This is a genomic window from Novosphingopyxis iocasae, assembly GCF_014334095.1.
GTDB classification, from domain to species: Bacteria; Pseudomonadota; Alphaproteobacteria; order Sphingomonadales; family Sphingomonadaceae; genus Novosphingopyxis; species Novosphingopyxis iocasae.
Genome location: NZ_CP060495.1, coordinates 242,519 through 263,900 on the forward strand (window position 1 = coordinate 242,519; position 21,382 = coordinate 263,900).

The 21,382-nt window shown below is 64.4% G+C and carries 19 protein-coding genes; 12 read left to right on the forward strand and 7 right to left on the reverse strand.

Annotated elements, in window-relative coordinates; translation table 11 throughout:
* Positions 1-34: 34 nt before the first annotated feature.
* Genes H7X45_RS01195 through H7X45_RS01205 form a run of 3 tightly spaced genes read right to left on the reverse strand, consistent with a single transcriptional unit; the run spans position 35 to position 1,765 of the window.
* On the reverse strand, positions 35-1,039 hold the full coding sequence (locus tag H7X45_RS01195) for a DUF6976 family protein (protein WP_187335762.1): 1,005 nt from the start codon (positions 1,037-1,039) through the stop codon (positions 35-37).
* Positions 1,036-1,284, reverse strand: a complete 249-nt coding sequence (locus H7X45_RS01200; RefSeq protein WP_187335763.1) for a hypothetical protein — start codon at positions 1,282-1,284, stop codon at positions 1,036-1,038. The genes H7X45_RS01195 and H7X45_RS01200 overlap by 4 nt, the downstream gene beginning before the upstream one ends.
* Before the next feature lie 58 nt (positions 1,285-1,342).
* Entirely contained in the window at positions 1,343-1,765 is a 423-nt protein-coding gene (locus H7X45_RS01205; protein WP_187335764.1) for a hypothetical protein, read from the reverse strand.
* A gap of 142 nt (positions 1,766-1,907) precedes the next feature.
* On the opposite strand from H7X45_RS01205, the gene H7X45_RS01210 reads away from it, so the two are divergent.
* From H7X45_RS01210 to H7X45_RS01230, 5 genes are all read left to right on the forward strand, one after another.
* Positions 1,908-2,195 carry a hypothetical protein gene (locus H7X45_RS01210; RefSeq protein ID WP_187335765.1) on the forward strand — a complete coding sequence of 96 codons (288 nt, stop codon included), beginning with the start codon at positions 1,908-1,910 and terminating at the stop codon, positions 2,193-2,195.
* A 130-nt stretch (positions 2,196-2,325) separates the two neighbouring features.
* Positions 2,326-3,714 carry a TIGR03013 family XrtA/PEP-CTERM system glycosyltransferase gene (locus H7X45_RS01215; RefSeq protein WP_187335766.1) on the forward strand — a complete coding sequence of 463 codons (1,389 nt, stop codon included), beginning with the start codon at positions 2,326-2,328 and terminating at the stop codon, positions 3,712-3,714.
* Positions 3,704-5,761 carry an XrtA/PEP-CTERM system histidine kinase PrsK gene (gene prsK, locus H7X45_RS01220; RefSeq protein WP_187335767.1) on the forward strand — a complete coding sequence of 686 codons (2,058 nt, stop codon included), beginning with the start codon at positions 3,704-3,706 and terminating at the stop codon, positions 5,759-5,761. Before H7X45_RS01215 ends, prsK begins: the two co-directional genes overlap by 11 nt.
* Complete coding sequence (gene prsR / locus H7X45_RS01225; protein ID WP_187335768.1) at positions 5,761-7,128, forward strand: PEP-CTERM-box response regulator transcription factor; 1,368 nt, start codon at positions 5,761-5,763, stop codon at positions 7,126-7,128. The genes prsK and prsR overlap by 1 nt, the downstream gene beginning before the upstream one ends.
* The gene (locus tag H7X45_RS01230) at positions 7,112-9,025 is read left to right on the forward strand and encodes a tetratricopeptide repeat protein (protein ID WP_214645509.1); all 1,914 of its coding nucleotides are present in this window, start codon (positions 7,112-7,114) and stop codon (positions 9,023-9,025) included. Before prsR ends, H7X45_RS01230 begins: the two co-directional genes overlap by 17 nt.
* Here H7X45_RS01230 and H7X45_RS01235 read toward each other — a convergent pair.
* Positions 9,022-9,363: a GntR family transcriptional regulator gene (locus H7X45_RS01235; RefSeq protein ID WP_187335770.1), complete on the reverse strand. Its 342-nt coding sequence runs from the start codon at positions 9,361-9,363 to the stop codon at positions 9,022-9,024. The two genes, H7X45_RS01230 and H7X45_RS01235, sit on opposite strands and share 4 nt — an antisense overlap.
* Before the next feature lie 204 nt (positions 9,364-9,567).
* Positions 9,568-10,149, reverse strand: coding sequence for a nitroreductase family protein (locus H7X45_RS01240; RefSeq protein ID WP_187335771.1), 582 nt, complete (start codon positions 10,147-10,149; stop codon positions 9,568-9,570).
* A 128-nt stretch (positions 10,150-10,277) separates the two neighbouring features.
* On the opposite strand from H7X45_RS01240, the gene H7X45_RS01245 reads away from it, so the two are divergent.
* The 4 genes from H7X45_RS01245 to H7X45_RS01260 are packed head-to-tail and all read left to right on the forward strand — an operon-like array spanning position 10,278 to position 15,629.
* A complete protein-coding gene (locus tag H7X45_RS01245; protein WP_214645510.1) occupies positions 10,278-12,131 on the forward strand; it encodes a peptide MFS transporter in 1,854 nt (617 codons plus the stop codon).
* A gap of 16 nt (positions 12,132-12,147) precedes the next feature.
* Positions 12,148-13,539: an amidohydrolase gene (locus H7X45_RS01250; protein ID WP_187335772.1), complete on the forward strand. Its 1,392-nt coding sequence runs from the start codon at positions 12,148-12,150 to the stop codon at positions 13,537-13,539.
* Complete coding sequence (locus H7X45_RS01255; RefSeq protein ID WP_246449539.1) at positions 13,536-14,930, forward strand: amidohydrolase family protein; 1,395 nt, start codon at positions 13,536-13,538, stop codon at positions 14,928-14,930. Before H7X45_RS01250 ends, H7X45_RS01255 begins: the two co-directional genes overlap by 4 nt.
* A 33-nt stretch (positions 14,931-14,963) precedes the next feature.
* Positions 14,964-15,629 carry an NnrU family protein gene (locus tag H7X45_RS01260; protein ID WP_187335773.1) on the forward strand — a complete coding sequence of 222 codons (666 nt, stop codon included), beginning with the start codon at positions 14,964-14,966 and terminating at the stop codon, positions 15,627-15,629.
* A gap of 182 nt (positions 15,630-15,811) precedes the next feature.
* Here the strand turns inward: H7X45_RS01260 and H7X45_RS01265 are convergent, their stop codons facing one another.
* Complete coding sequence (locus H7X45_RS01265) at positions 15,812-16,813, reverse strand: aldo/keto reductase (protein ID WP_187335774.1); 1,002 nt, start codon at positions 16,811-16,813, stop codon at positions 15,812-15,814.
* Entirely contained in the window at positions 16,773-18,203 is a 1,431-nt protein-coding gene (locus H7X45_RS01270; protein ID WP_187335775.1) for an alanine/glycine:cation symporter family protein, read from the reverse strand. The genes H7X45_RS01265 and H7X45_RS01270 overlap by 41 nt, the downstream gene beginning before the upstream one ends.
* Before the next feature lie 162 nt (positions 18,204-18,365).
* On the opposite strand from H7X45_RS01270, the gene glmM reads away from it, so the two are divergent.
* The 3 genes from glmM to H7X45_RS01285 are packed head-to-tail and all read left to right on the forward strand — an operon-like array spanning position 18,366 to position 21,099.
* A complete protein-coding gene (gene glmM / locus H7X45_RS01275; protein ID WP_187335776.1) occupies positions 18,366-19,709 on the forward strand; it encodes a phosphoglucosamine mutase in 1,344 nt (447 codons plus the stop codon).
* Positions 19,706-20,491 carry a bifunctional hydroxymethylpyrimidine kinase/phosphomethylpyrimidine kinase gene (thiD, locus tag H7X45_RS01280; protein WP_246449552.1) on the forward strand — a complete coding sequence of 262 codons (786 nt, stop codon included), beginning with the start codon at positions 19,706-19,708 and terminating at the stop codon, positions 20,489-20,491. The genes glmM and thiD overlap by 4 nt, the downstream gene beginning before the upstream one ends.
* Complete coding sequence (locus tag H7X45_RS01285) at positions 20,488-21,099, forward strand: ribonuclease HII (protein ID WP_246449553.1); 612 nt, start codon at positions 20,488-20,490, stop codon at positions 21,097-21,099. Before thiD ends, H7X45_RS01285 begins: the two co-directional genes overlap by 4 nt.
* Positions 21,100-21,382: the final 283 nt, after the last annotated feature.

Here is a 21,382-nt window from a genome sequence, read left to right on the forward strand (position 1 = left end):
CCTACATTGGGGGGCGGGCCTTTTTGCGGAGGAGCTAGAGCCCCTCGATGGTCAGATAGACCACGGCCTGAGTGAGCAGAACATAGGCGATCTCCCCGAAAGACATCGGTCCGGTGATCCCGGCGGTGTGGCGACCCTCCAGATCGGCATAGTTGTAATTCAGGATGCAGTTGCAGCTGAAACTGGGCGGGCGGTCCATCTTCGCCACCTTTTCCTCGAACAGCGCCGGATAATCGCCGATCGGCTTGGCGAAGCGATAGGTAATGCCAGGGAAGACAGGCGCGAAGAATTCCAGCGTGCCCTCTTCTTTGATGATCCGCGCGGTCGCGACGTTGATCTTCGCGCCGTTATAGTCCGCGACCAGCGGCAGGCGCGTATCGATGCCATGCTCTTCGATATAGTCGATCAGGCGGCGTTTCTGCCCGTTGATCCGGGCCTCCCCGGCAGTGAAGCCGAGCGTGTCGAAATGGATCGCATCGCCATCCCCCTGTTCGAACAGATTGACGGTGTCCACCGCAGCCCATGCGTGATCCGGCAAAGCGATGTGCATCACCGCCGCATGCGTATCGGATTTCGTGCCGCTTGCGCCGTCATAGACCTTTGCGGTGTCCAGTCCGACGCGGTCCAGCGTGGTTCCGGCGACCCAACCCACCACCGGACGATCGAACAGGCCGGGCCAGGTCTGACCATGCAAGGCGAACATCCCATGCACGTCGCTCTGTGAAGGAAGGTAGAGCAGGGTGAAGCCGTTGTCCGGCCCCGATTGCGCGAAGGAAGGCAGGGCCTCGCCGTCCATCAGTTCTTGCCGATGGACGCGCGCCTGCTCTGGCAGGCGGGTCACGAAAATGCGTTCGTGATCCTCCACGCCGCCTTGTTCGGCGCTCATGAAATAGGGGATGGTCCCCGCGATCCAGTTGCCGCGCGGTAGCTGATCGAGCAGCGCTTCTTCAGCCGCCAGGAGCAGCGTGGCCCCGCTTTCGATCATGCGCGCGACCGCCTCCACGCCGAACAGCGATCGATCGGCTTTCAAGGCGTTCATGCGCGTTCTCCGTGGAAGATGGCCTGGTAATCGGCTGCGGCAAAGCGGATGTTCTTGGTGAAAAACTGGTGGAGCTCGGCCGCCAGATCGTCGATCGAGGCTTCATCCTGCTGATAATCGCTGCGCAGGCGGATCATCAGGATCCGCAAAGCAAGGCATTCATATTTGGGCATCAGGTCACCGCGGATGAGCTGTCTCCAGCGATCATCCGTCGGAGAAACAATGGTGATTGTTGCGCAATCCATCTCGGCTTCCTCTCTTGCTGGGCCCCTTAGCCCAGGATCCCTAACGAAAGATGCTGCCTCAGCTCGGCGTGGACCGATCGACCTTGGGTCCAGGCTTCGGCGGATCAATTTGCGGCGGCGGGGCGCTATCGCCTCTCGCAGCACTTGCTGCCGGTGGTGGGGGCGGGGGGCCCATCACGGGGCCGGGTGCAGGGGAGGGTGAGGGCGCCAGCGCTGGCGCAGGGCTTAGCTGGCTTCCGATCGGTGAGCCGTCGATGCCGGTCGGTTCGCCGAACGTGCCATTGTTGTTCATCGTGAAATCGGTCGGCATTTCGGCTGTCATGCGAACCGTGGGCTGAGCGGGCGCGGCGGCTGGAGCGGGCGCAGCACTCGTTACGGCAGGGGCCGGATCTGGTGCCGCCTCCTCGCCCGATGGCAAGACCAGCGCTACGATCATCGCAAATCCGATCACTCCGCCAAGCAGTTTGATATTTCGGTTCATGCGCGTCTGCTTAACGCGCTCCGCTTAAGGATCGGTTGAGGTCTGCAAGCCGGGGGACTGGTGGCGGTCGTTTCACCTGCGGAACCTTTATGCTGATTCGTCAGTTTGGCAGGCTGGATTAATGGTCGAGAGGGTTTCGATTATGACTACCGAAGAACGTCGTACCGAGCGGTTTGAAGACGGTTCCACCCACACCACCACCGTGATCGAGCGTGACGGGGCCGAGCCGCGACGCGGCGGTGGCAGCGGCATCCTCATCGGAGCGATCTTGCTTATCGCGCTGGTCGTGGGCGGTTATTTCCTGATGCAGATGAGCAATAGCGAAACCGCCAAGAATGATGCCATCAGCTCGGCCGCCAGCGATGTGAGCGATGCGGCCAAGAATGTCGGCGATGCCGCCAAGGACGCGGCAGACAATCTCAACAATTAAAATTGCCCTGGGGCGGGTTCTTTGCCCGCCCCAACAGCTGTCGGAATGCGTGACAGACCTGTAAAGTTAACCGACATTTCACGCCTGCGCCTGTAGGGTGCACGAACCATAAAAGGGTTCGTCGCTTTCCGTGATCAGGCTGTTCAAACATTATGTGCCCCATGCAGTCCTGTTCCTGGGGCTGATCGATTTTCTGCTGCTGATCGCCGCGGCGGAGGTCGGCTGGATGATCCGTGCACAGCAGATCGGCATGGAACTGAGCCATATCGGCGACCGGGTCGATTCGCTTATCAGCTTCGGCGTGGCGCTGGAACTCGCGGCGGTTTCGGTCGGCGTATACAGTCCGCAGGCGCTGCAATCTGTCCGCTTCGCCACCGCACGCTGGCTAGTCGCGGTATCACTCGGCATCATTCTTCTGGCGCTGCTCGCCTTTGCCTTTCCGGGCATCACATTGTGGCGATCGATCTCGCTCTACGCGATGGTCATTTCCTTCCTCTTCATATTTGTCAGCCGCGTCGCGCTCGGTAGTCTTATCGGCGGAGAGGCGTTCAAGCGGCGCATGATCGTGCTGGGTGCGGGCAAACGCGCAGACCGTATCCGCATGCTGGAAGAGCGGCCCGGAAGCGGCTTCACCGTCGTCAGCTATATCGCGATGAGCGAGGGCGAGCAGATCGTGGAGGAGGCCATCGCCCGCGGCGCGATCCGCAACCTCAAGAAATTCGTGGTCCGCATGAACGCGAGCGAAGTGGTGCTGGCGCTGGAGGAGCGCCGCAACGCGCTGCCGCTCGACGATCTGCTGCGTATCAAGACCACCGGCGTGCATGTGAATGACCTCTCCACCTTTCTGGAGCGCGAGACCGGGCGCGTCGATCTCGACAGTGTAAACCCCAGCTGGCTCATCTTCTCCGACGGTTTCTCTGCAGGGCGGCGCATTTCCACAATCGCCAAGCGCTGTTTTGACATGCTGGCGAGCGGTCTTTTGCTGCTGCTGACCGGGCCGATCATCTTGTTCTTCGCGCTGCTCGTGAAACTGGAAAGCAAGGGGCCTGCGTTTTTCCGTCAGACGCGTGTCGGCCGTTTTGGAGAGGACTTCCAGATCCTGAAACTCCGCTCGATGCGGACCGATGCCGAAGCGGGCGGTAAAGCCATCTGGGCCAGCGAGAACGATCCGCGCATCACCCGCGTAGGCCGCTTCATCCGCAAGGTCCGGATCGACGAACTTCCCCAGGCCTGGAGCGTGCTGAAAGGTGAAATGAGCTTCGTCGGTCCACGGCCCGAGCGCCCCGAATTTGTCTCCGATCTGGAGAAGGAGATGCCTTATTATGCGGAGCGCCACATGGTGAAGCCCGGCATCACCGGCTGGGCGCAGATCAACTATCCTTATGGCGCCAGCGTGGAAGATGCGCGGCACAAGCTGGAATATGATCTTTATTACGCCAAGAATTACACGCCCTTCCTCGATCTGTTGATCCTGTTGCAGACGCTGCGGGTGGTGCTCTGGCCGGACGGTGCGCGATGAGGATGCCGTCGCGCCCATCGCCGCGATGAACGATTTCGGTTTCTGGAGCGCTGGTCTCTGCGCCTTTGCCTTTTTCGCGCTGGCGATCTGGCTGGTGCGCCGTACCGCCATCAGGCGCACCGCGGACAAGACGCTGGTTGCAGCGCTTCTGCTGACGGCGGCATGGGGCGTGGCGGCGGCGCTGGCCGGCCCTGCATCGGTCACCGCATCGCTTGCAGAAACGCTGCGCAATGCGGGCTGGCTGGCCTTTCTCTACGCCATCTTCCGCCGCACCGGCAAAGGCCCCGCCACGGTGGGAGCGCTGATGGGCGTGCTGCTCTACATCCTGATGGGCCTCGGTATCTGGGACGCGCTACGTGATGAGCCTATCGGCCCGGTTGAGGCATCGCTGCGCATGCTGTTCGCGATCGGCGCGCTGGTGCTGGTCCACAACCTCTATCATCTGGCGGAGGCGCGGCGGCAGGAGGGCATGGCGCTGGCGCTGGCCACGCTTGCGGCGATGTGGACCTATGATCTGGGGCTGTATTTCTTCGCAGTGCTGCCCGATTACGGCCCGGGCCTGTTGCTGCCTGCGCGCGGTATAGCGATTGCGCTGATGGCACCGGTGCTGGCGCTCGCACTGCGCGACAGCCGGCGATGGCGCTTTGCCCTATCGCACCAGGCCGCCTTTCGCTTTGCATCGATCGGGCTGATCGCGCTTTATCTCGGGGTTGTCGTGATCGTGGCCCTTGCGGTCGATCGCAGTTCGGGCGCCGCGGCGGCGGTGATGCTGTTCCTGCTCTCGCTGGCGGCGCTGCCCTCCATCCCGTCGGATCGCTTGCGCGCAACGCTGAAAGTGGTGCTGGCCAAGCATTTTTTCCGCCACCGTTATGATTATCGCGAGCAGTGGGTGCGGTTCGCCGACACCGTGGGCAGGCCGGACGGAGAAGGCATGACCCTCGGCGCGCGGGTCGCCAAGGCGCTGGCCGACGTGCTGGGCGCATCGGGCGGGATGGTTTTACTGCGTACCGGCACGGCCTCGTTCCGCATCGGCGGGCGTTGGAAATGCGAAGAGGAAATAACCGGGTCCTGGGCGGAAGACGCGCTCGATCTGTTCGAACAGCGCGGGTTTATCGCCGATTGCGATGCGATCCGCGATGGCAGTGATGCGCTGTTTCCCGCCAGCTGGTTGCCGCCTGGCCTGTCGGGGTCGGTATGGCTCTTCGCGATCGTGCCGCTCGTTCATCTCGATCGGCTGGTCGGGCTCGCTCTGCTCGGGCGGCCACCGATCGCGCGTTCGCTGGATTGGGAGGATTTCGATATTCTGCGCGTCGCAGGCCGTCAGGCGGCGAGCTATCTGGCTGAAGCGGAGGGGCAGGCGCGGCTGGTCGAGGCGCGCCAGTTCGAGGAGTTCAACCGCCGCTTCGCCTTCGTCATGCACGATATCAAGAATGTGGTCAGCCAGCTTGCGCTGTTGGCCCGCAATGCCGAGCGACATGCGGAAAACCCGGATTTTCGCGCGGATATGATCGCGACGCTGAAGGGCTCCTCCGCCAAGATGCAGGAACTGCTCGCGCGCCTGGACGGCAAGGGCGCGCTCGCCCCGGCGGCGCGGCGGCCCGTGCTGCTGAGCGATGTGGTGCGTGACGTCGTGCCGGCCGCGGGCGGGCGCAATCCGGTGGAGTTGGACGAGGTCGAGCGCGGTCTTGCTGTTTCGGCCGATCCCGATCGGCTGCGCACGATCCTTATTCACCTTCTTACCAATGCAGTCGAGGCGAGCCGCCCCGGCGCGCCGATCCGCTTTTGCAGCCGCAGTGATGGCGAAACCGTGCGGCTCGATCTGATCGATCAGGGATGCGGGATGGATGAGGCATTCCTGGCCGACTCCCTGTTCCGTCCCTTCCAGTCCAGCAAGCAGGACGGTTTTGGCATCGGCGTCTATGAGGCGCGCACGCTGGCCCGCGCCATGGGCGGCGATGTCACTGCCACCAGCCGCGCTGGCGAGGGATCGGTCTTCACCGTTAGCCTGCCCGCCGCGCCGGGCCAAATCCGAAAGGAAGCCGCGTAATGGCCGAAACGAAACCCAAGCTGCTCGTGATCGAGGATGACGAGGGTCTCCAGCGGCAGCTGAAATGGGCCTATGAGGATTGGGACGTGCTGGCCGCGGGCAACCGCGCCGAAGCGATTGCACTGCTGCGCTCCGAAGAGCCGCCCGTGGCGACGCTGGACCTGGGCCTGCCGCCCGATCCGGACGGCACCAGCGAAGGTTTCGCGACGCTGGCCGAAATGCTGCGACTGAAGCCCGATCTCAAGGTGGTCGTCGCCTCCGGCCATGGCCGCCGCGAAAGCGCGCAGTCCGCCATCGCGGGCGGGGCGTGGGACTTCTATCAGAAGCCCGTCGATATCGAGGAGCTGCAGCTGATCGTGGCCCGCGCCTTTCATGTCGGCGCGCTGGAGCGCGAAAATCGCCGGTTGAGCGAAGCCGGACCGCAAGGCGCGGGAGCGTTTTCCAGCATCATCACCGCCGCGCCCGAAATGGCCAAGACGTTGCGCACGCTGGAGCGCGTGGCGGCGACGCAGGTGTCCGTCATGCTGCAAGGTGCCAGCGGAACGGGCAAGGAACTGCTCGCCAAAGGCGTTCATGCCGCGAGCGACCGTGCGGATGGACCGTTTGTCGCGATCAACTGCGCCGCGATCCCCGAAACACTGCTCGAGGCGGAATTGTTCGGCCATGAAAAGGGGGCGTTTACCGGGGCACTGAAGACGGTCGAGGGTAAGATCGAGCTGGCCGAGGGCGGAACGCTGTTCCTGGACGAGGTCGGCGATATTCCGCTGCCGCTGCAGGTAAAACTGCTCCGGTTCGTGCAGGAGCGGGTGATCGAGCGGGTCGGCGGACGCCGCGCGATCCCGGTCGATGTGCGCATCCTCACCGCCACGCACCGCGACCTGGCGGCGATGATCGCGGAGGAGACGTTCCGCGAGGACCTTTATTACCGCCTCGCCGAGATCGTGGTGCCGATCCCCGCTCTGTCCGAGCGGACCGGCGACGCTGCGCTGCTCGCGAAGCATTTCCTTGGCCGGTTCGCCGCCGAGATGAACGCGCGCGTCAGCGGCTTTGCGCCCGATGCCATCGCCGCGCTGGAGGCGCATGGCTGGCCGGGCAATGTTCGTGAGCTGGAAAACCGCATGAAACGCGCGGTCATCATGGCGGATGGCAAGAACATCCGCGCCGCCGATCTCGATCTCGATGCGCCGGACGATGATGACGACCGGGAGGCGATCAATCTGAAAGCCGTGCGAGAGATTGCCGACCGCAAGGCGATACGCCGCGCCATCGCCCGCACCGGCGGCAATATTTCCGGCGCGGCGAAGCTGCTCGGCATCAGCCGTCCCACGCTTTATGATCTGCTGAAGCAATATGAATTGCAGACCTGAGCGGAGGGTTCTTCGACGCTGGGCCACGGCACTATGCGCTGCATCGCTGCTGGCGATCGGTTTGCCGTTGGCGGCGCAGGATGAAAACTCACCCGCGCAAAACTCTCTGGCTGCGGCAGAACGCTTCGCTGCCGCGCAGAATGATCGCGCGGCGCGGGTGGAACTGCTCAACGCGGTGCAGAAAGATCCGGACTGGGCACCCGCGCGCGTCGCGCTTGCCGAAATAAGCCTGCGTCTGGCGGACCCGGACAGCGCCGATGCCGCCTTGCGCAAGGCGATCGATCTTGGCGCCAGCCCCGCACAGCTCCGGCATTTGCTGGGCGAGACCTATCGGCAGCAGCGCCGCTATGATGAGGCGCTCAGTCAGCTGGAAGCCGCCGACATCGCGCCTGAACATCGCGCGGAGGCGGCCCGCTACGCCGGTCGCACCTATCAGGACCTTGGGAATGCAGACTCGGCGCGTGCCGCGTTCGACCGGGCTCTGGCGCTGGGCGATCCGGGCGCCGAATTGTGGACCGATATCGGCCGCTTCCGGCTGGCGCGGCGCGACATAGCGGGGGCGGCGGATGCGGCGGAGCGCGCGGTTGCCATCGATGGCCGTAATGCCGGTGCGCTGGGCCTGTGCGGTGAAACCGTGCGCGCGCAGTTCGGTCTGGCCGCAGCGCTGCCCTGGTTCGAGCAGGGGCTGCGCGCAAGTCCGGACGATATCGCGCTGCTGGAAGCTTATGGCGCGACGCTCGGCGATCTGGGTCGGCACCGGGAGATGCTGGCCGTGGCGCGCCGTATCGTGGCGCTGCAGCCGGGCAATCCGAACGGCTATTTCATGCAGGCGGTGATCGCGGCGCGCGCGCATGAATTTGGGCTTGCGAAGCGCCTGATCGGTCTGACCGACGGGCAGATGAACACCGTCCCGGCGATGCTGCTGCTGAGCGGCAGCGTGGAATATGGCCTCGAAAACGATCTGCTGGCCGCAGAATATTGGGGGCGACTGGCCGAGATGCAGCCACTCAATCGAACCGCGGCAGCGCTGGCGGCGCGCGCGCTCTATCGCGCCGGCGATGCGGCCGGGGCGGCGCAGATGCTGCCCGTCGATGCTGCGAGCGATACGGGCAGCTATGGCGAATGGGTGCTCGCGCGCAGCTTCGAAGCGCTTGGGAATCGCGATGCGGCAATGGCAATGCTGAACCGCGCGCAGGTGCCGGGTTCGGGCGCGGCGGTACTGCCAGGATCCGGCGCAGGACCGGCGGCGGATGTCAGAGCACGGATCGCCGCAGGCGACTTTGCTGGCGCACGATCGGTTGCCCAGACACTCGCCGAGCGCAACCCGGGGGTGGCGGACGCGCAGATCCTGCTGGGCGATGTGTTGGCGGAGCAAGGCGATGCGCGCGGCGCGATGGCCGCTTATGGCCGCGCCGCCGCGCTGGATTTCAGCCCATCGCTGATGCAGCGCATGGTAGCCATGGCCCGCGCCGTGGGGGACGAAGACGCCGCGCTGGGGGTGCTCGTGCGCTTCCTGCAAGCAAATCCCGCCAGCCTTCCGGCGCGCCGCCTTCTGGCAGAGACCTATCTGGCGGCAGGCGCAAACGAAGCTGCCGCTGCGCTCTATCGCGATCTGATTGCCGTGATCGGCCCCAATGATGCCATGCTGCACGCGGGATATGCGCGTGCCTTATCGGGCGCAGGGCGAGCGGACGCGGCGCTGGACCAGGCCCGCCGAGCCTATCGCGTGCAGCCGGGCAATCCCGAAGTCGTACACATCTACGGCTATGTGGCGCTGCAGGCGGGCGAGCACGAGGAAGCGCGCGAGATTCTGAAAAAAGCGGTGGCGATGTTGCCGGACAATCCGCTCGCCCGCCGCCATCTGACAATGGCCGAAGCGGCGCTGCGCAAGGACTAGGCGTTCTCGCTGAGGTCCGCAAAATCGATGTCGAGCAGGTCCATCTGCGCTTTCACCGGCGGCCAGGTTTCGCTGAGAAACCGTGCCCGCTCGATCTGCCGCAGCTTTTCGCGCGCGCCATCCGCCACGAACAAGCCGATCCCGCGCTTCACCTCGACCAGATCCTGGTCCTGAAACGTCTGATAAGCCTTGGCGACAGTCAGCGGATTGGCGCCCTGGTCCGCGGCGAAGCTGCGCACGGAGGGAAGGGCATCGCCGTCCCGGTAAGTACCATCGAGAATTGATGCGGCAATCACATCGCGCAGGCGAAGATAGACGGGTTTCTGGGAATCGGGCATGACTGGATCAGTGCCATAAGACAGTAGGGCGGGTCAAGGGCGCGGGTGATGCAGCCCGCGCATTACAGCGGTCTATTAGAAGCCCGAATCGCCGTCCGTTCGGGCTGAACCTGTCGAAGCCCCGCCCTTTCTTCTCCATCGCGCGCCGAGAAGAACAGTATTTCGACAGGCTCAGTACGAACGGTGCTGTTGTTCAAAAGGGGCTTATCCCTCCCAGACGCTCACCACATCGTCCAATGCGGGCCGCGGCCGTTCTTCCATTTCCGTGCCGGGCGACCCCAAGAACAGGATTCCCGCGATCTTTCCGCCCTGGGGCGCGAAGACTTCGGTCACCAGCGGATCGGTGCTCGCCCAGCCGGTGATCCAGCCGCTGACATAGCCACTGGCATTGGCGGCGTGGCACAGGTTCATCACCGCCGCGCCGCAGCTCAGTTCCTGTTCCCAGCGGGGGATTTTAGCACTTTCGACCGGCGCGAAGCTGGCGACCATGATCGCTGCGTCGTAATCGGCCATCTGGCAAGCCGCCTCCACGGAGGCATCGCGCGCGTCCGGATTGGCGGTGCGGAAGGCGCGGTCCAACAGCGCGCGGAAGGCGGGGCGAGCCTCGTCCGGCACGATCGTAAAGCGCCACGGTGCCAGCTTGCCGTGATCGGGCGAGCGCGCGGCGATCGCTGCAAATTCGCGCATTTCGGCAGTGTCCGGACGCTTGCCCGCCATCTCGCGTGGCTTGGCCGAGCGGCGCGTGGTCAAGTATTTGAGCGGGCTGGAAAGATCGTTGAAGGTCATGGGCCCAAGGTGGGCGCGCGGTAACGTTTCGGCAACAATGTTCTTCACAGCCGCAATTTTTGCGTTAGGTTGCGCCGCCATATGGCCCGCGCGCAGACGGGTGTGTTTGATTGGAAGAGGGGTTCGGAGTGGGTTTCAAAGCTGTCGGATTGTGGAACGAGAGTGACTGGATCGCGGCATGCGGTTCCCTCGCTCTGATCGTTTTTCTGGCGATTGGCGCGTACGCCGTCACACAACCCAAGAAGGAATTTGCAGGCCATCCAAAGGGTCTGTACGTTCTCTTCTTCGCCGAAATGTGGGAGCGTTTCTCCTATTACGGCATGCGGGCGCTGCTGACGCTCTATCTCGTCAAGCACTGGCTTTACTCAGATGGGCAGGCGACCATTATCTATGGCGCCTATACCAGCCTGGTTTACATCACCCCCGTCCTCGGCGGCTGGCTGGCCGACCGTTATCTCGGGCAGCGCAAGGCGGTGCTTTTCGGCGCGGTACTGCTTACGATCGGCCATTTCTTCATGGCCTTCGAAGGCGATGCGGGCGCAGGCTATCAGAACAATCCCGCGATCAACGTCTTCTGGCTGGCGCTGGCCTTCATCATCGTCGGCTCGGGCTTCCTGAAAGCCAACATCTCGGTGATCGTCGGGCAGCTTTATCCGCGCACCGACATCCGCCGCGATGGCGCCTACACCATTTTCTACATGGGCATTAATGTCGGCGCCGCGATCGGCACGATCATCGCGGGTTATCTCGGCGAGACGATCGGCTGGTCCTACGGCTTTGGTGCTGCAGGCATCGGCATGCTGCTGGGCCTGATCGTGTTCGTGATCGGCAAGCCGCTTCTGCTGGGCAATGGCGAACCGCCCGTGCCTTCGCGTCTGAAGTCGAAGGTCGTGGGCTTGAACCTGGAATGGTTCCTGTACCTCGCCGGTTTCGTCGGTGTCGCGATCATCTGGGCGCTGATCCAGTTCCAGGACGCCGTGGGTTGGATCTTGCTGGTCTCCGGGATCATGCTGCTGGCCTATGTGCTTCAGCAGGCACTGTATCATCTCAAGGACGAGAACGGGCAGGTCAGCAATGGCTCCACCCGTTCGCTATTCTATGCGGGCTTCGGCGTGCTACTGGCGATGGCCGCCTGGATGATTATCCAGGAGGGCACGGATACGGTTGCGGGCATTGCGGCCGTCGTTGGTCTTGGTCTGGTTGCAGCGGCTTGCATCGGTGAGGCGCGCAAGTCGACGAACCATGCTCGTGACCGGGTGTTTGCGATGATTTTCTTCATCCTGCTGATGCCGGTCTTTTGGGGCCTGTTCGAACAGGCGGGCGGTTCGGTGAACCTGTTCACCGATCGCTATGTCGATCGTGCGGGTGTGCCGACGTCGCTGTTCCAGTCGATCAACCCGATCTACATCATCCTGCTCGGCCCGGTCTTCGCTGCGCTTTGGCAGTGGCTGGGACGGCGCGGCTGGGAGCCGGCAACCCCGGCCAAGATGGGCCTGGGTATCATTCAGATGGGTCTGGCTTTCGTGGTGCTGGTGCTGGGCGCCAATGCCGCGGGCAGCGCGCTGGTGCCGGTGGTATTCATCTTCCTGTTCTATCTGCTTTCGACGACGGGGGAGCTCAGCCTGTCGCCGGTTGGCTTGTCGGCCATGAACCGTCTGTCGGTTCGTCATATGGCCAGCCTGATGATGGCGGCCTTCTTCTTCGGTACGGCGGGCGGCAACTACGTCGCGGGCTTCCTTGGCTCGATCATGGGTGAGGGCGAAGGCGGCGAGATCACGCGTGAGGGCGCGCTCGGCCTGTACTGGACGATGGGACTGACGGCGATTGGCATCGGTGTCGTTGTGGTGCTGGTCAATCCGCTGGTGAAGAAGCTGATGCATCTCGACACGCTGCGTGACGATGATGTCGGCGATGATTTGGAAGGTCAGGGTGAAGCCGGAGAGCCGCAGGCCGCCGGTATCCATCCGACCACACGCGACTGATAAGGGGTAAGCAGGGGTGAAAAATTGGGGGCTCGCGGGCACGTTGCTGCTCGCTCTGGGGGGCTGCGCCGCGGCCGGTAACGGTCCGGCAACGGCATCGGGCACAAGCGCGGAGCAGCGGCCCACCGCGCTTGCCGAAGGGGAGGCGCCCTTCGCCTCCACCTACCGCGCATACCCGTCCTCGCCGACAGTGGTGCGAAACGTCACGCTATTCGACGGTGAGGGCGCGCGGATCGACAACGCCTCCATCGTCATGAGCGGCGGAGAGATCGTTGGCGTCGGCGCAGGCGATATGGCCGCGCCTGCCGGGGCGATCGAGATCGACGGGACGGGCAAGTTCGTGACGCCGGGCATCATCGACGTGCACAGCCATCTTGGCGTCTATCCTAGTCCTAGCGTCGAAGCGCATTCGGACGGGAACGAAGCCACCGATCCGCTTACCCCCGATGTTTGGGCCGAACATAGCGTCTGGCCGCAGGACCCCGGTTTCAGCCGGGCCATGGCCAATGGTGGCATCACCTCGCTGCAGATCCTGCCCGGTTCGGCGAACCTGGTCGGCGGGCGTTCGGTGACGCTGAAAAACGTCTATTCGCGCACCGTGCAGGGCATGAAGTTCCCGGGCGCGCCCTATGGCTTCAAGATGGCCTGCGGGGAAAACCCCAAGCGCGTCTACGGCAGCCGCGGTCGCAAGCCCTCTACCCGCATGGGCAATCTGGCGGTGGACCGGCAGATGTGGGCCGATGCGCGCGGATACCGTGCGAACAAGGATCATAAATATGATCTCGCCAAGGAAACGCTGACCGGCGTTCTCGACGGCGAGATCTTGGTGCACAACCATTGCTACCGCGCCGATGAGATGGCGCAGGTGATCGATATGGCCAAGGAAGCGGGCTACAAGGTCACCGCCTTCCATCACGCGGTCGAAAGCTACAAGATCGCCGATATTCTGCGCGATAACGACATTTGCTCCGCGGTCTGGGCGGATTGGTGGGGCTTCAAGATGGAAGCCTATGACGCGATTCCCGAGAACGCGGCGCTGCTGCAGAATTCGAACGCCTGCGTCATCATCCACTCGGATGATGAAAACGGCATCCAGCGCCTGAACCAGGAAGCAGCCAAGGCGCTTGCCGATGGACGGCGCATGGGTATCGACATATCGGACGCCACCGCGATCCGCTGGCTCACCTACAACGCTGCCAAGGCGCTGGGCATCGAGGAGATGACCGGCAGTCTGAAGCCCGGCAAGATGGCCGATGTAGTGCTGTGGAACGGCAACCCCCTCAGCGTCTATTCGCGTCCGGAAAAGGTGTGGGTCGACGGCGCGCTCCTCTACGATGCGGACGATCCATCGCGCCGTCCGGTGAGCGATTTCGAACTCGGTCAGCCCGGATCGGGAGACGTGAAATGAGCCGCCCGTTCATGGCCAAAGCCGCCGCGATCGCCGCTGCTTTGCTCGCCACAGCGTCGCCGCTTGCCGCCCAGACCTATGCCATCACCAACGCGAAGATGGTGGCTGGAGACGGCAGCGCGCCGGTCGACGGTGCCACTGTGGTGATCCGCGACGGGCGCATCGTGGCGGCCGGCACCGGCGTCGCCGTGCCCGCAGGCGCGGAGACGATCGATGCGGGCGGCAAATATGTGACGCCGGGCCTGTTCGCAGGATTCAGCCGCGTCGGCCTGTCGGAGGTGGATGCGGTCTCTTCCACCAACGATACCCGCGCCAATGATTCGCCGTTCAACGCCTCGATCGACGTTGCGCCGGCGATCAACCCGACGAGCACCGCTTTCGGTGTCAGCCGCGCCGCCGGGGTCACCCGAGCGGTCGTCTCGCCCGCCAGCGCCACCAGCATCTTTGCCGGACAGGGCGCGCTCGTGGACCTGGGCGACGATTATGACGCGGTCACCGTGCCGCGCGCCTTCCAGTTCGCCGAGATGGGCGAGGCCGGTGCGCGCGAGGCCGGCGGCAGCCGCGCAGCGACGCATGCGCTGTTCCGCAACGCGCTGCGCGAGGCGCGCGATTTCGGTAACCGCGCGAACATTCGTGGCGGCGGCAGCGCCCCTGTGGAAGGACAATCGCTGTCCAGCGTCTCGCCTGACCTGCGCATGCTGGAAAGCAATGCCGAGCGGCCGCAGGACGTACTGCTCACCCGCTTCGATGCCGCCGCACTGGTGCCGGTGGTGCGCGGCACCCAGCCGCTGCTGGTGCATGTCGAAAGCGCCAACGATATCCTGCGAGTGCTGGACCTGAAGCGCGAATTTGCGAACCTGAAGCTCGTGCTCGTGGGCGCGAGCGAAGGCTGGCGCGTGGCGGATCGCATCGCCGCATCGGGCGTGCCCGTTATCGCCTCGGCGCTCAATGATCTGCCCGCTTCGTTCGAGAAGCTGGCGGCCACGCAGTCCAATGTCGGGCGGATGCGCGATGCCGGCGTGAAAGTAGCGATCGGCATGATCGATGATGAGGATGCGCATCAGCTGCGCTACGCCCCGCAATATGCGGGCAACCTCGTCGGCCTGCAAAAGGTGCCGGGCGCCACGGGCCTGACCTGGGATGAAGCGTTCGCGGCCATCAGCGGCGATGTTGCCGACATTATGGGCGTGGGCGACCGCATGGGCCATCTGCGTGCTGGTGCTGCGGGCGATGTCGTCCTGTGGTCCGGCGATCCGCTGGAGCTGAGTTCGACGCCCGAGCGCGTCTGGATCGACGGCGTCGAACAGTCGCTCGACAACCGTCAGGCGCGTCTGCGCGAACGCTATCGCAACCCGCAGGAAGGCGTGTTGCCCAAGGCTTACGACCACTGATCGAAGGATAAATGCGATGAGGAGACTGATACAATGACCACGCTCCTCATCGCCGCCATCGCCTTCGTCGGCACCCATTTCCTGATGAGCCATCCGCTGCGCGCACCGATGGTGCGGCTGCTCGGCAATTTCTTCTTCCTCGGCGCTTATTCGGCGGTCTCGATCGTCACACTGATCTGGATGATCCAGGCCTATAATGCCGTGCCGCCGGGCGAGGCGGCGTGGGCGGCGGGCGATCCGCTGTGGGCCGCTGCCACCGTGCTGATGTGGTTCGGATCGGTTCTGTTCGTCGGATCGCTGCTCGGCAATCCGGCTTTCCCTTATGTGATTGCAGGCGAGGCAGGGGGGCGGGGGCCCAAGGGCGTCTTCGCCATCACGCGCCACCCGATGATGTGGGGCATCGCTTTGTGGGGGATCGTCCACATCCTGATCGCGCCGCGGCCCGCGAACTTCGTGCTGAACGGCGCCATCATTGTCCTCGCACTTGTTGGCGCGGCGCTGCAGGACGGGAAGAAGAAGCGGCTGCTGGGCGATGCCTGGCGCAGCTGGGTCGCACGCACCAGCTACTTCCCCTTTGCGCGTGGTTTCGCGATGCCGGGCGCCACCGCACTGATCGGCGGCACGCTGCTGTGGCTGCTGGCGATGTACGGCCACCGCTGGTTCGGGATCATGGGCGCGGGGGTTTTTCGGTGGCTGTGAGGTTGCGCATCGACCGTTTCCGCAAGCCCTGAGCCTGTCGAAGGGCGGTTTTTTTTGAAGCGCCCGGGTGCACCCAATGCCGTAGTCCTGAGCCTGTCGGAGGACGCTTCTCCGGCACGGTCGCGCTATCCGGGCAGACGCCCTTCGACAGGCTCAGGGCTCACGCATTTTTTGGGTGAGCGTTACCGCCGCACCATGCTCATCATCCGCTCGCCATAGCGCGGGCCGGCGGTGCCGCCGACAGGGGCGGCGGCGTCGAGGTCGTCCAGATCCTCGCGCGTCAGCTTGAGGTCCGCGGCGGCCATCGAATCCTCCAGCGTGGCGCGGCGCTTCGATCCCGGGATCGGAACGATGAAATCGCCTTGGTGCAGCAGCCATGCAAGCGCGACCTGCGCGGCGGAGCGCTTGTGGCGGCGGGCCACCGTTTCGACGACTTCGACCATTTCCAGGTTCTTCTGGAAATTCTCGCCCTGATAGCGCGGATCGTTGCGGCGATAATCGCCCTCCGGCAAATCCTCGAACCGCTTGATCTGGCCCGTCAGGAAACGACGGCCGAGCGGGCTGTAGGGCACGAAACCGATGCCAAGATCTTGCACCAGCGGCAGGATTTCGTCCTCGATCGTGCGCTCCCACAGCGAATATTCGCTCTGCAGCGCCGTAATCGGATGCGTGGCGTGCGCGCGGCGAATGGTGTCCGCGCCCGCTTCGGACAGGCCGAGATGGCGAACCTTGCCCTCTTCGATCAGCCGCGCCATCGCGCCCACCGTATCCTCGATCGGCACATTGGGATCGACGCGGTGCTGATAAAACAGGTCGATCGTCTCGATACCGAGGCGCTTCAGGCAGCCTTCGCACGCGGCGCGCACATTTTCGGGGCGGCTATCGGTGCCCTTGGTCTCACCGTCCTGAATATCGAACCCGAATTTGGTGGCGATCACCAGCCGCTCGCGCCGCCCCCGGATTGCCTCGCCCAGCAGTTCTTCGTTCTTGTAGGGACCGTAGACTTCCGCCGTGTCGAAGAAGGTGACCCCAAGCTCGATCGCGCGGTCGATCGTGGCGAAGCTCTCCTTGCGGTCCGCCTCGCCATACATATTCCGCCCCACGCCCGCCATCGGCATGCAGCCGAGGCCGAGGGAGGACACCTCAAGCGGGTTGTTCTGCGGTCCGAGCGTGCGCGTCTTCATGATGCTGTCCTTTCCTGCGCGCGAGATAGCCTTTCACCTCACGCCTGATTTCCGGTGCGAACAGATACAACGCAAGAATGTTCGGAAGGGCCATCAGAATGAAGGCGCTGTCGATCAGCTTCACCACTTGCCCCAGGTCCAGCACCGCGCCGACGGGCAGTGCGGCGATGTAGATGAACTTGTAGATGCGCCGCGCTGCGGCGGAATGGCCGAACAGATATCCCCAGGCCTGCTGCCCGTAGAAACCCCAGGAGCAGAGCGTGGAATAGCCGAACAGGAACACCGCGACCGCGAGCAGATACACCAGCCAGGGCGCGACGGTGGCAAAGGCGGCGACGGTCACCTGGATGCCCTCCAGATCCTGCGTGTAGGTGCCCGCCACCACCATGGCGAGCGCGCCGAGCGAGCAGATGACGACCGTGTCGATAAACGGTTCGATCAGCGCCACCAGCCCTTCGGACGCAGGCTCCTTCGTGCGGGCCTGTGCGTGCGCCATCACCGCGCTGCCGATGCCGGCCTCCGACGAATACACCGCGCGGCGCATGCCGATGACGAATGCGCCGATGGCGCCGCCTGCCGCGGCCTGCCCGGTAAAGGCATCGCCGACGATCAGCGCCAGCGCTTCGGGAATCCGCTCATATCCCATGATCAGGATCGCGAAGACGCCGAGCAGATAGACGCCGCCCATGGCCGGCACCACGAGCGATGTGACGCGGCTCAGCCAGCCTACGCCGCCCGCCACCACCAGGCCCACCATCGCGGCCATGATAATGCCGTAGATCCAGGCGTTGCCGTCGGTCTGCGCGAAACCGAAGACGTCGGCCACCGCCACAAAGCTCTGGTTCACCTGAATGAGCGGGATCGCGCCCATCAGCGCGCAGACCGCGTAGACGCCGCCCATGATGAGGCCGGTCTTGCCCCAGCCGCGGCCCTTCAGCCCGTTTTTCATCGAATACATCGGCCCGCCGCGCACCTCTCCGTTTGCATCCACCTCGCGGTAGATGAGGCCCAGCGTCACTTCGGCGCATTTCAGCGTCATGGCGAACCAGCCGATGCAGAACATCCAGAACACCGCGCCGGGGCCGCCCACCGTCAGCGCGATGGCGACGCCCGCGATATTGCCGAGGCCTACGGTGGCGGACAGAGCGGTGGTGAGCGCGGAGAACTGGCTGATCTGTCCGGGCTCGTCCGGCGCGCCCAGCCGTCCCCGGATGATCGCGAACCCGGTGCCCAGGTGCCGCAGGTTCACGAAGCCGAGATAGGCGGTGAAGAACAGCATCGGCACCGCCAGCCACAGCACCACGATCTCGATCGAGATGCCGAAGAGCGAAACCTGCGTGAATACGATGTCCGACAGGCCATTGATGCCCTGATTGAGATATTGGATCATGCGCTGTCTTCGGCTCCCTGCTGAACCGGTGGTGATAGGCGCGGTTGCGCCCAAGTCCAAGCAGCGCTGCTTGAGGGCGGGTAAAGCTGGGGTTGGGCACGCCCTCTCGCAATTCCGGCGGCGCGAGGGTAAGAGCGGCGCCGACCAGCCAAGGGAGAGTTTATGCCAGGCAGTTATTTCGGCACCGACGGCATTCGTGGCCGCGCCAACAGCGCGCCGATGACGCCGGAAATCGCGATGAAGGTGGGCCAGGCCGCTGGCACCCACTTCTTGCGCGGGGACCACAAGCACCGCGTGGTGATCGGCAAGGACACGCGCCTGTCCGGCTATATGATGGAAAACGCGCTCGTCGCGGGATTTACCAGCGTAGGCATGAACGTGGTGCAGTTCGGGCCGATCCCGACGCCCGCCGTCGCCATGCTGACGCAGGCGATGCGCGCGGATCTGGGCGTGATGATCTCCGCCAGTCACAACCCCTATGTCGATAACGGCATCAAGCTTTTCGGTCCCGACGGCTTCAAGCTTTCGGACGAGGATGAGGCCGCGATCGAGGCGCTGCTGGCCAGCAGCGACATTCCGCTGGCCGATGCCGGAGAGATCGGCCGTGCCCGCCGTGTGGAGGATGCGCGCGGTCGCTATATCCATGCCGTCAAAGCTTCGCTGCCGGCGGACGTGCGCCTGGACGGGCTGCACATCGTCGTCGATTGTGCGCATGGCGCGGCCTATCAGGTGGCTCCGTCAGCCTTCTGGGAACTTGGCGCGAAGGTCACCACCATCGGTGTCGATCCGAATGGCAAGAACATCAACGATGCCTGCGGCTCCACCCATATCGAGACGCTGCAGAGCACGGTGGTTGCCGCCGGGGCGGACATCGGCATCGCGCTGGACGGTGATGCGGACCGGCTGATCGTGGTCGACGAGAAGGGCCAGCAGGTCGATGGCGACCAGATTATGGCGCTGATCGGCCGCAGCTGGAGCCGCAACGGCCTGCTGCGCGGGGACGGCATCGTCGCCACGGTGATGAGCAATCTGGGCCTTGAACGCTTCCTTGAGAGCGAGGGGCTGGAGCTGCACCGTGCCAAGGTGGGCGATCGCCATGTGCTGGAAATGATGCGGCGCAAGGGCATGAATGTGGGCGGCGAACAGTCCGGCCATATGATCATGCTCGATCATGCGACGACGGGCGACGGCACCATCGCCGCGCTGCAGGTGCTGGCCGAACTGGTGAACAGCGGCAAACCGGCGAGCGAGCTGCTGCACCTGTTCGAACGGGTGCCCCAGCTCCTCAAGAATGTCCGCTACGGCGCGGACGCGAAGCCGCTGGAGGACAAGGCCGTGCAGCAATGCATCGCCGATGCCGAGGGCGAGCTGAGCGGCAAGGGCCGCCTCGTCATCCGCAAGTCCGGCACCGAACCGTTGATCCGCGTGATGGCCGAGGGCGACGACGAAGCGCAGGTCGAAGCGGTGGTGGACCGCATCTGCGAGGCGGTGCAGGCCGCAGCGTGAAGGATATTCATGGCCCCAGTCGGCCCGCACGCATCCTCATCATCGCCGGATCGGACAGTTCGGGCGGCGCGGGCATTCAGGCGGATATCAAGACCGTCACCATGCTTGGCGGCCACGCGATGACGGCGATCACCGCGATCACCGCGCAGAATTCGCGCGGCGTTCACGGCGTGCACCCCGTGCCGACGCAAATGGTGCTCGATCAGATCGAGGCCTGCGTGAGTGATATCGGTGTGGACGCGGTGAAGATCGGTATGATCGGCAGCGCGGAAACGGCGCAGGCGGTGGCGGAGATGCTAACCGGCTTAGGCGAAAGCATTTCCATTGTTCTGGATCCCGTCATGGTTGCCAGCAGCGGCTCGGTGCTCGCCGACGAGGCCACTATTGCCGCGTTCGGATCGTTGATGAACGTCGCCACCGTGGTGACGCCGAACCTGCCAGAACTGGCCGCGTTGGGCGGTGAGGACGCGATTTTGGCCCATGGCACCGCTCTCCTGGTAAAGGGCGGGCATGCCGAGGGCGCCGAGATCACCGATCGGCTGATCGCGGCGGATGGCACCGAAACCCGCTGGACCGATGCGCGCATCGATACGCCGCATGATCACGGCACCGGCTGCACGCTCGCCAGCGCCATTGCCGCCGGGCTGGGGGAGGGCAAAGCGCTGCCCGATGCGATCGCCCGAGCCCGCGCCTTCGTGCGCGCAAGCCTTCGCGCCGCGCCCGACTTTGTCGCCGATAACGGGCCGATGGGGCAGCAGGCGGTGAAAGTAGAAGAGCTTTGAATGACCCTTCTTCCATTGCCCCCGCTTCCGTAGCAGGCGTGGACGAGGCCGGGCGCGGACCGCTCGCCGGCCCGGTGGTGGCCGCCGCCGTTATCCTGTGCGGCAAGGAAATCCGCGGCCTTGCCGATAGCAAGGTGCTGAGCGCAGCCCGGCGCGCGCAGCTCGCTTCGCGCATCCAGGAGCGCTGTCATTGGGGCATCGGCATCGCCAGCGTGGAGGAGATCGACGCGCTCAACATTTTCCAGGCGACCATGCTCGCCATGGCCCGCGCGATCGAGGCGATGTGCGAACGGCATGGCTGCGATCCGGCGGAAGTGCTGGTGGACGGCAATCTTACCCCCGCAGGGCGCCGCGCGGAATGGCGCTGGCCCGCCCGCGCCGTGGTGGGCGGGGACCGGCTGGAACGCTGCATCTCCGCCGCCTCGATCATCGCCAAGGAGCATCGCGATGCGCTGATGTGTGAGGCTGCCGAAAGCTGGCCGCATTATGCCTGGGACCGGAACAAGGGTTACGGCACCGCCGCGCATCTCGCGGCCCTGCGCGAACATGGCCCCAGCCCGCTGCACCGCCGCAGTTTTGCTCCGGTGGCGCAGCTTCTGCTGATCTAAACCCCCTCCCCCTTGAGGGGGGGAGGAGCGAGACTTGGCAGCTTGCTGCCTAGTCGCAGCGGTGAGGGCGGGGCGGATGCGCGTTAACGTCGGCGCCGCTGGGCTCCACCCTCATCCAACGTGGCCTAACCAGCAAGCTGGTAAGGCTCCGTATCCTTCTCCCCTCGAGGGAGAAGGTTTTAAGAACAGCCGAGTCTTTTTGGCCACACCCCATATCTATACCCACAAGCTATCCACAGGCCCCATATGTCGTGGGGGACTCATTTCGTTCCCGCTCCGTTAA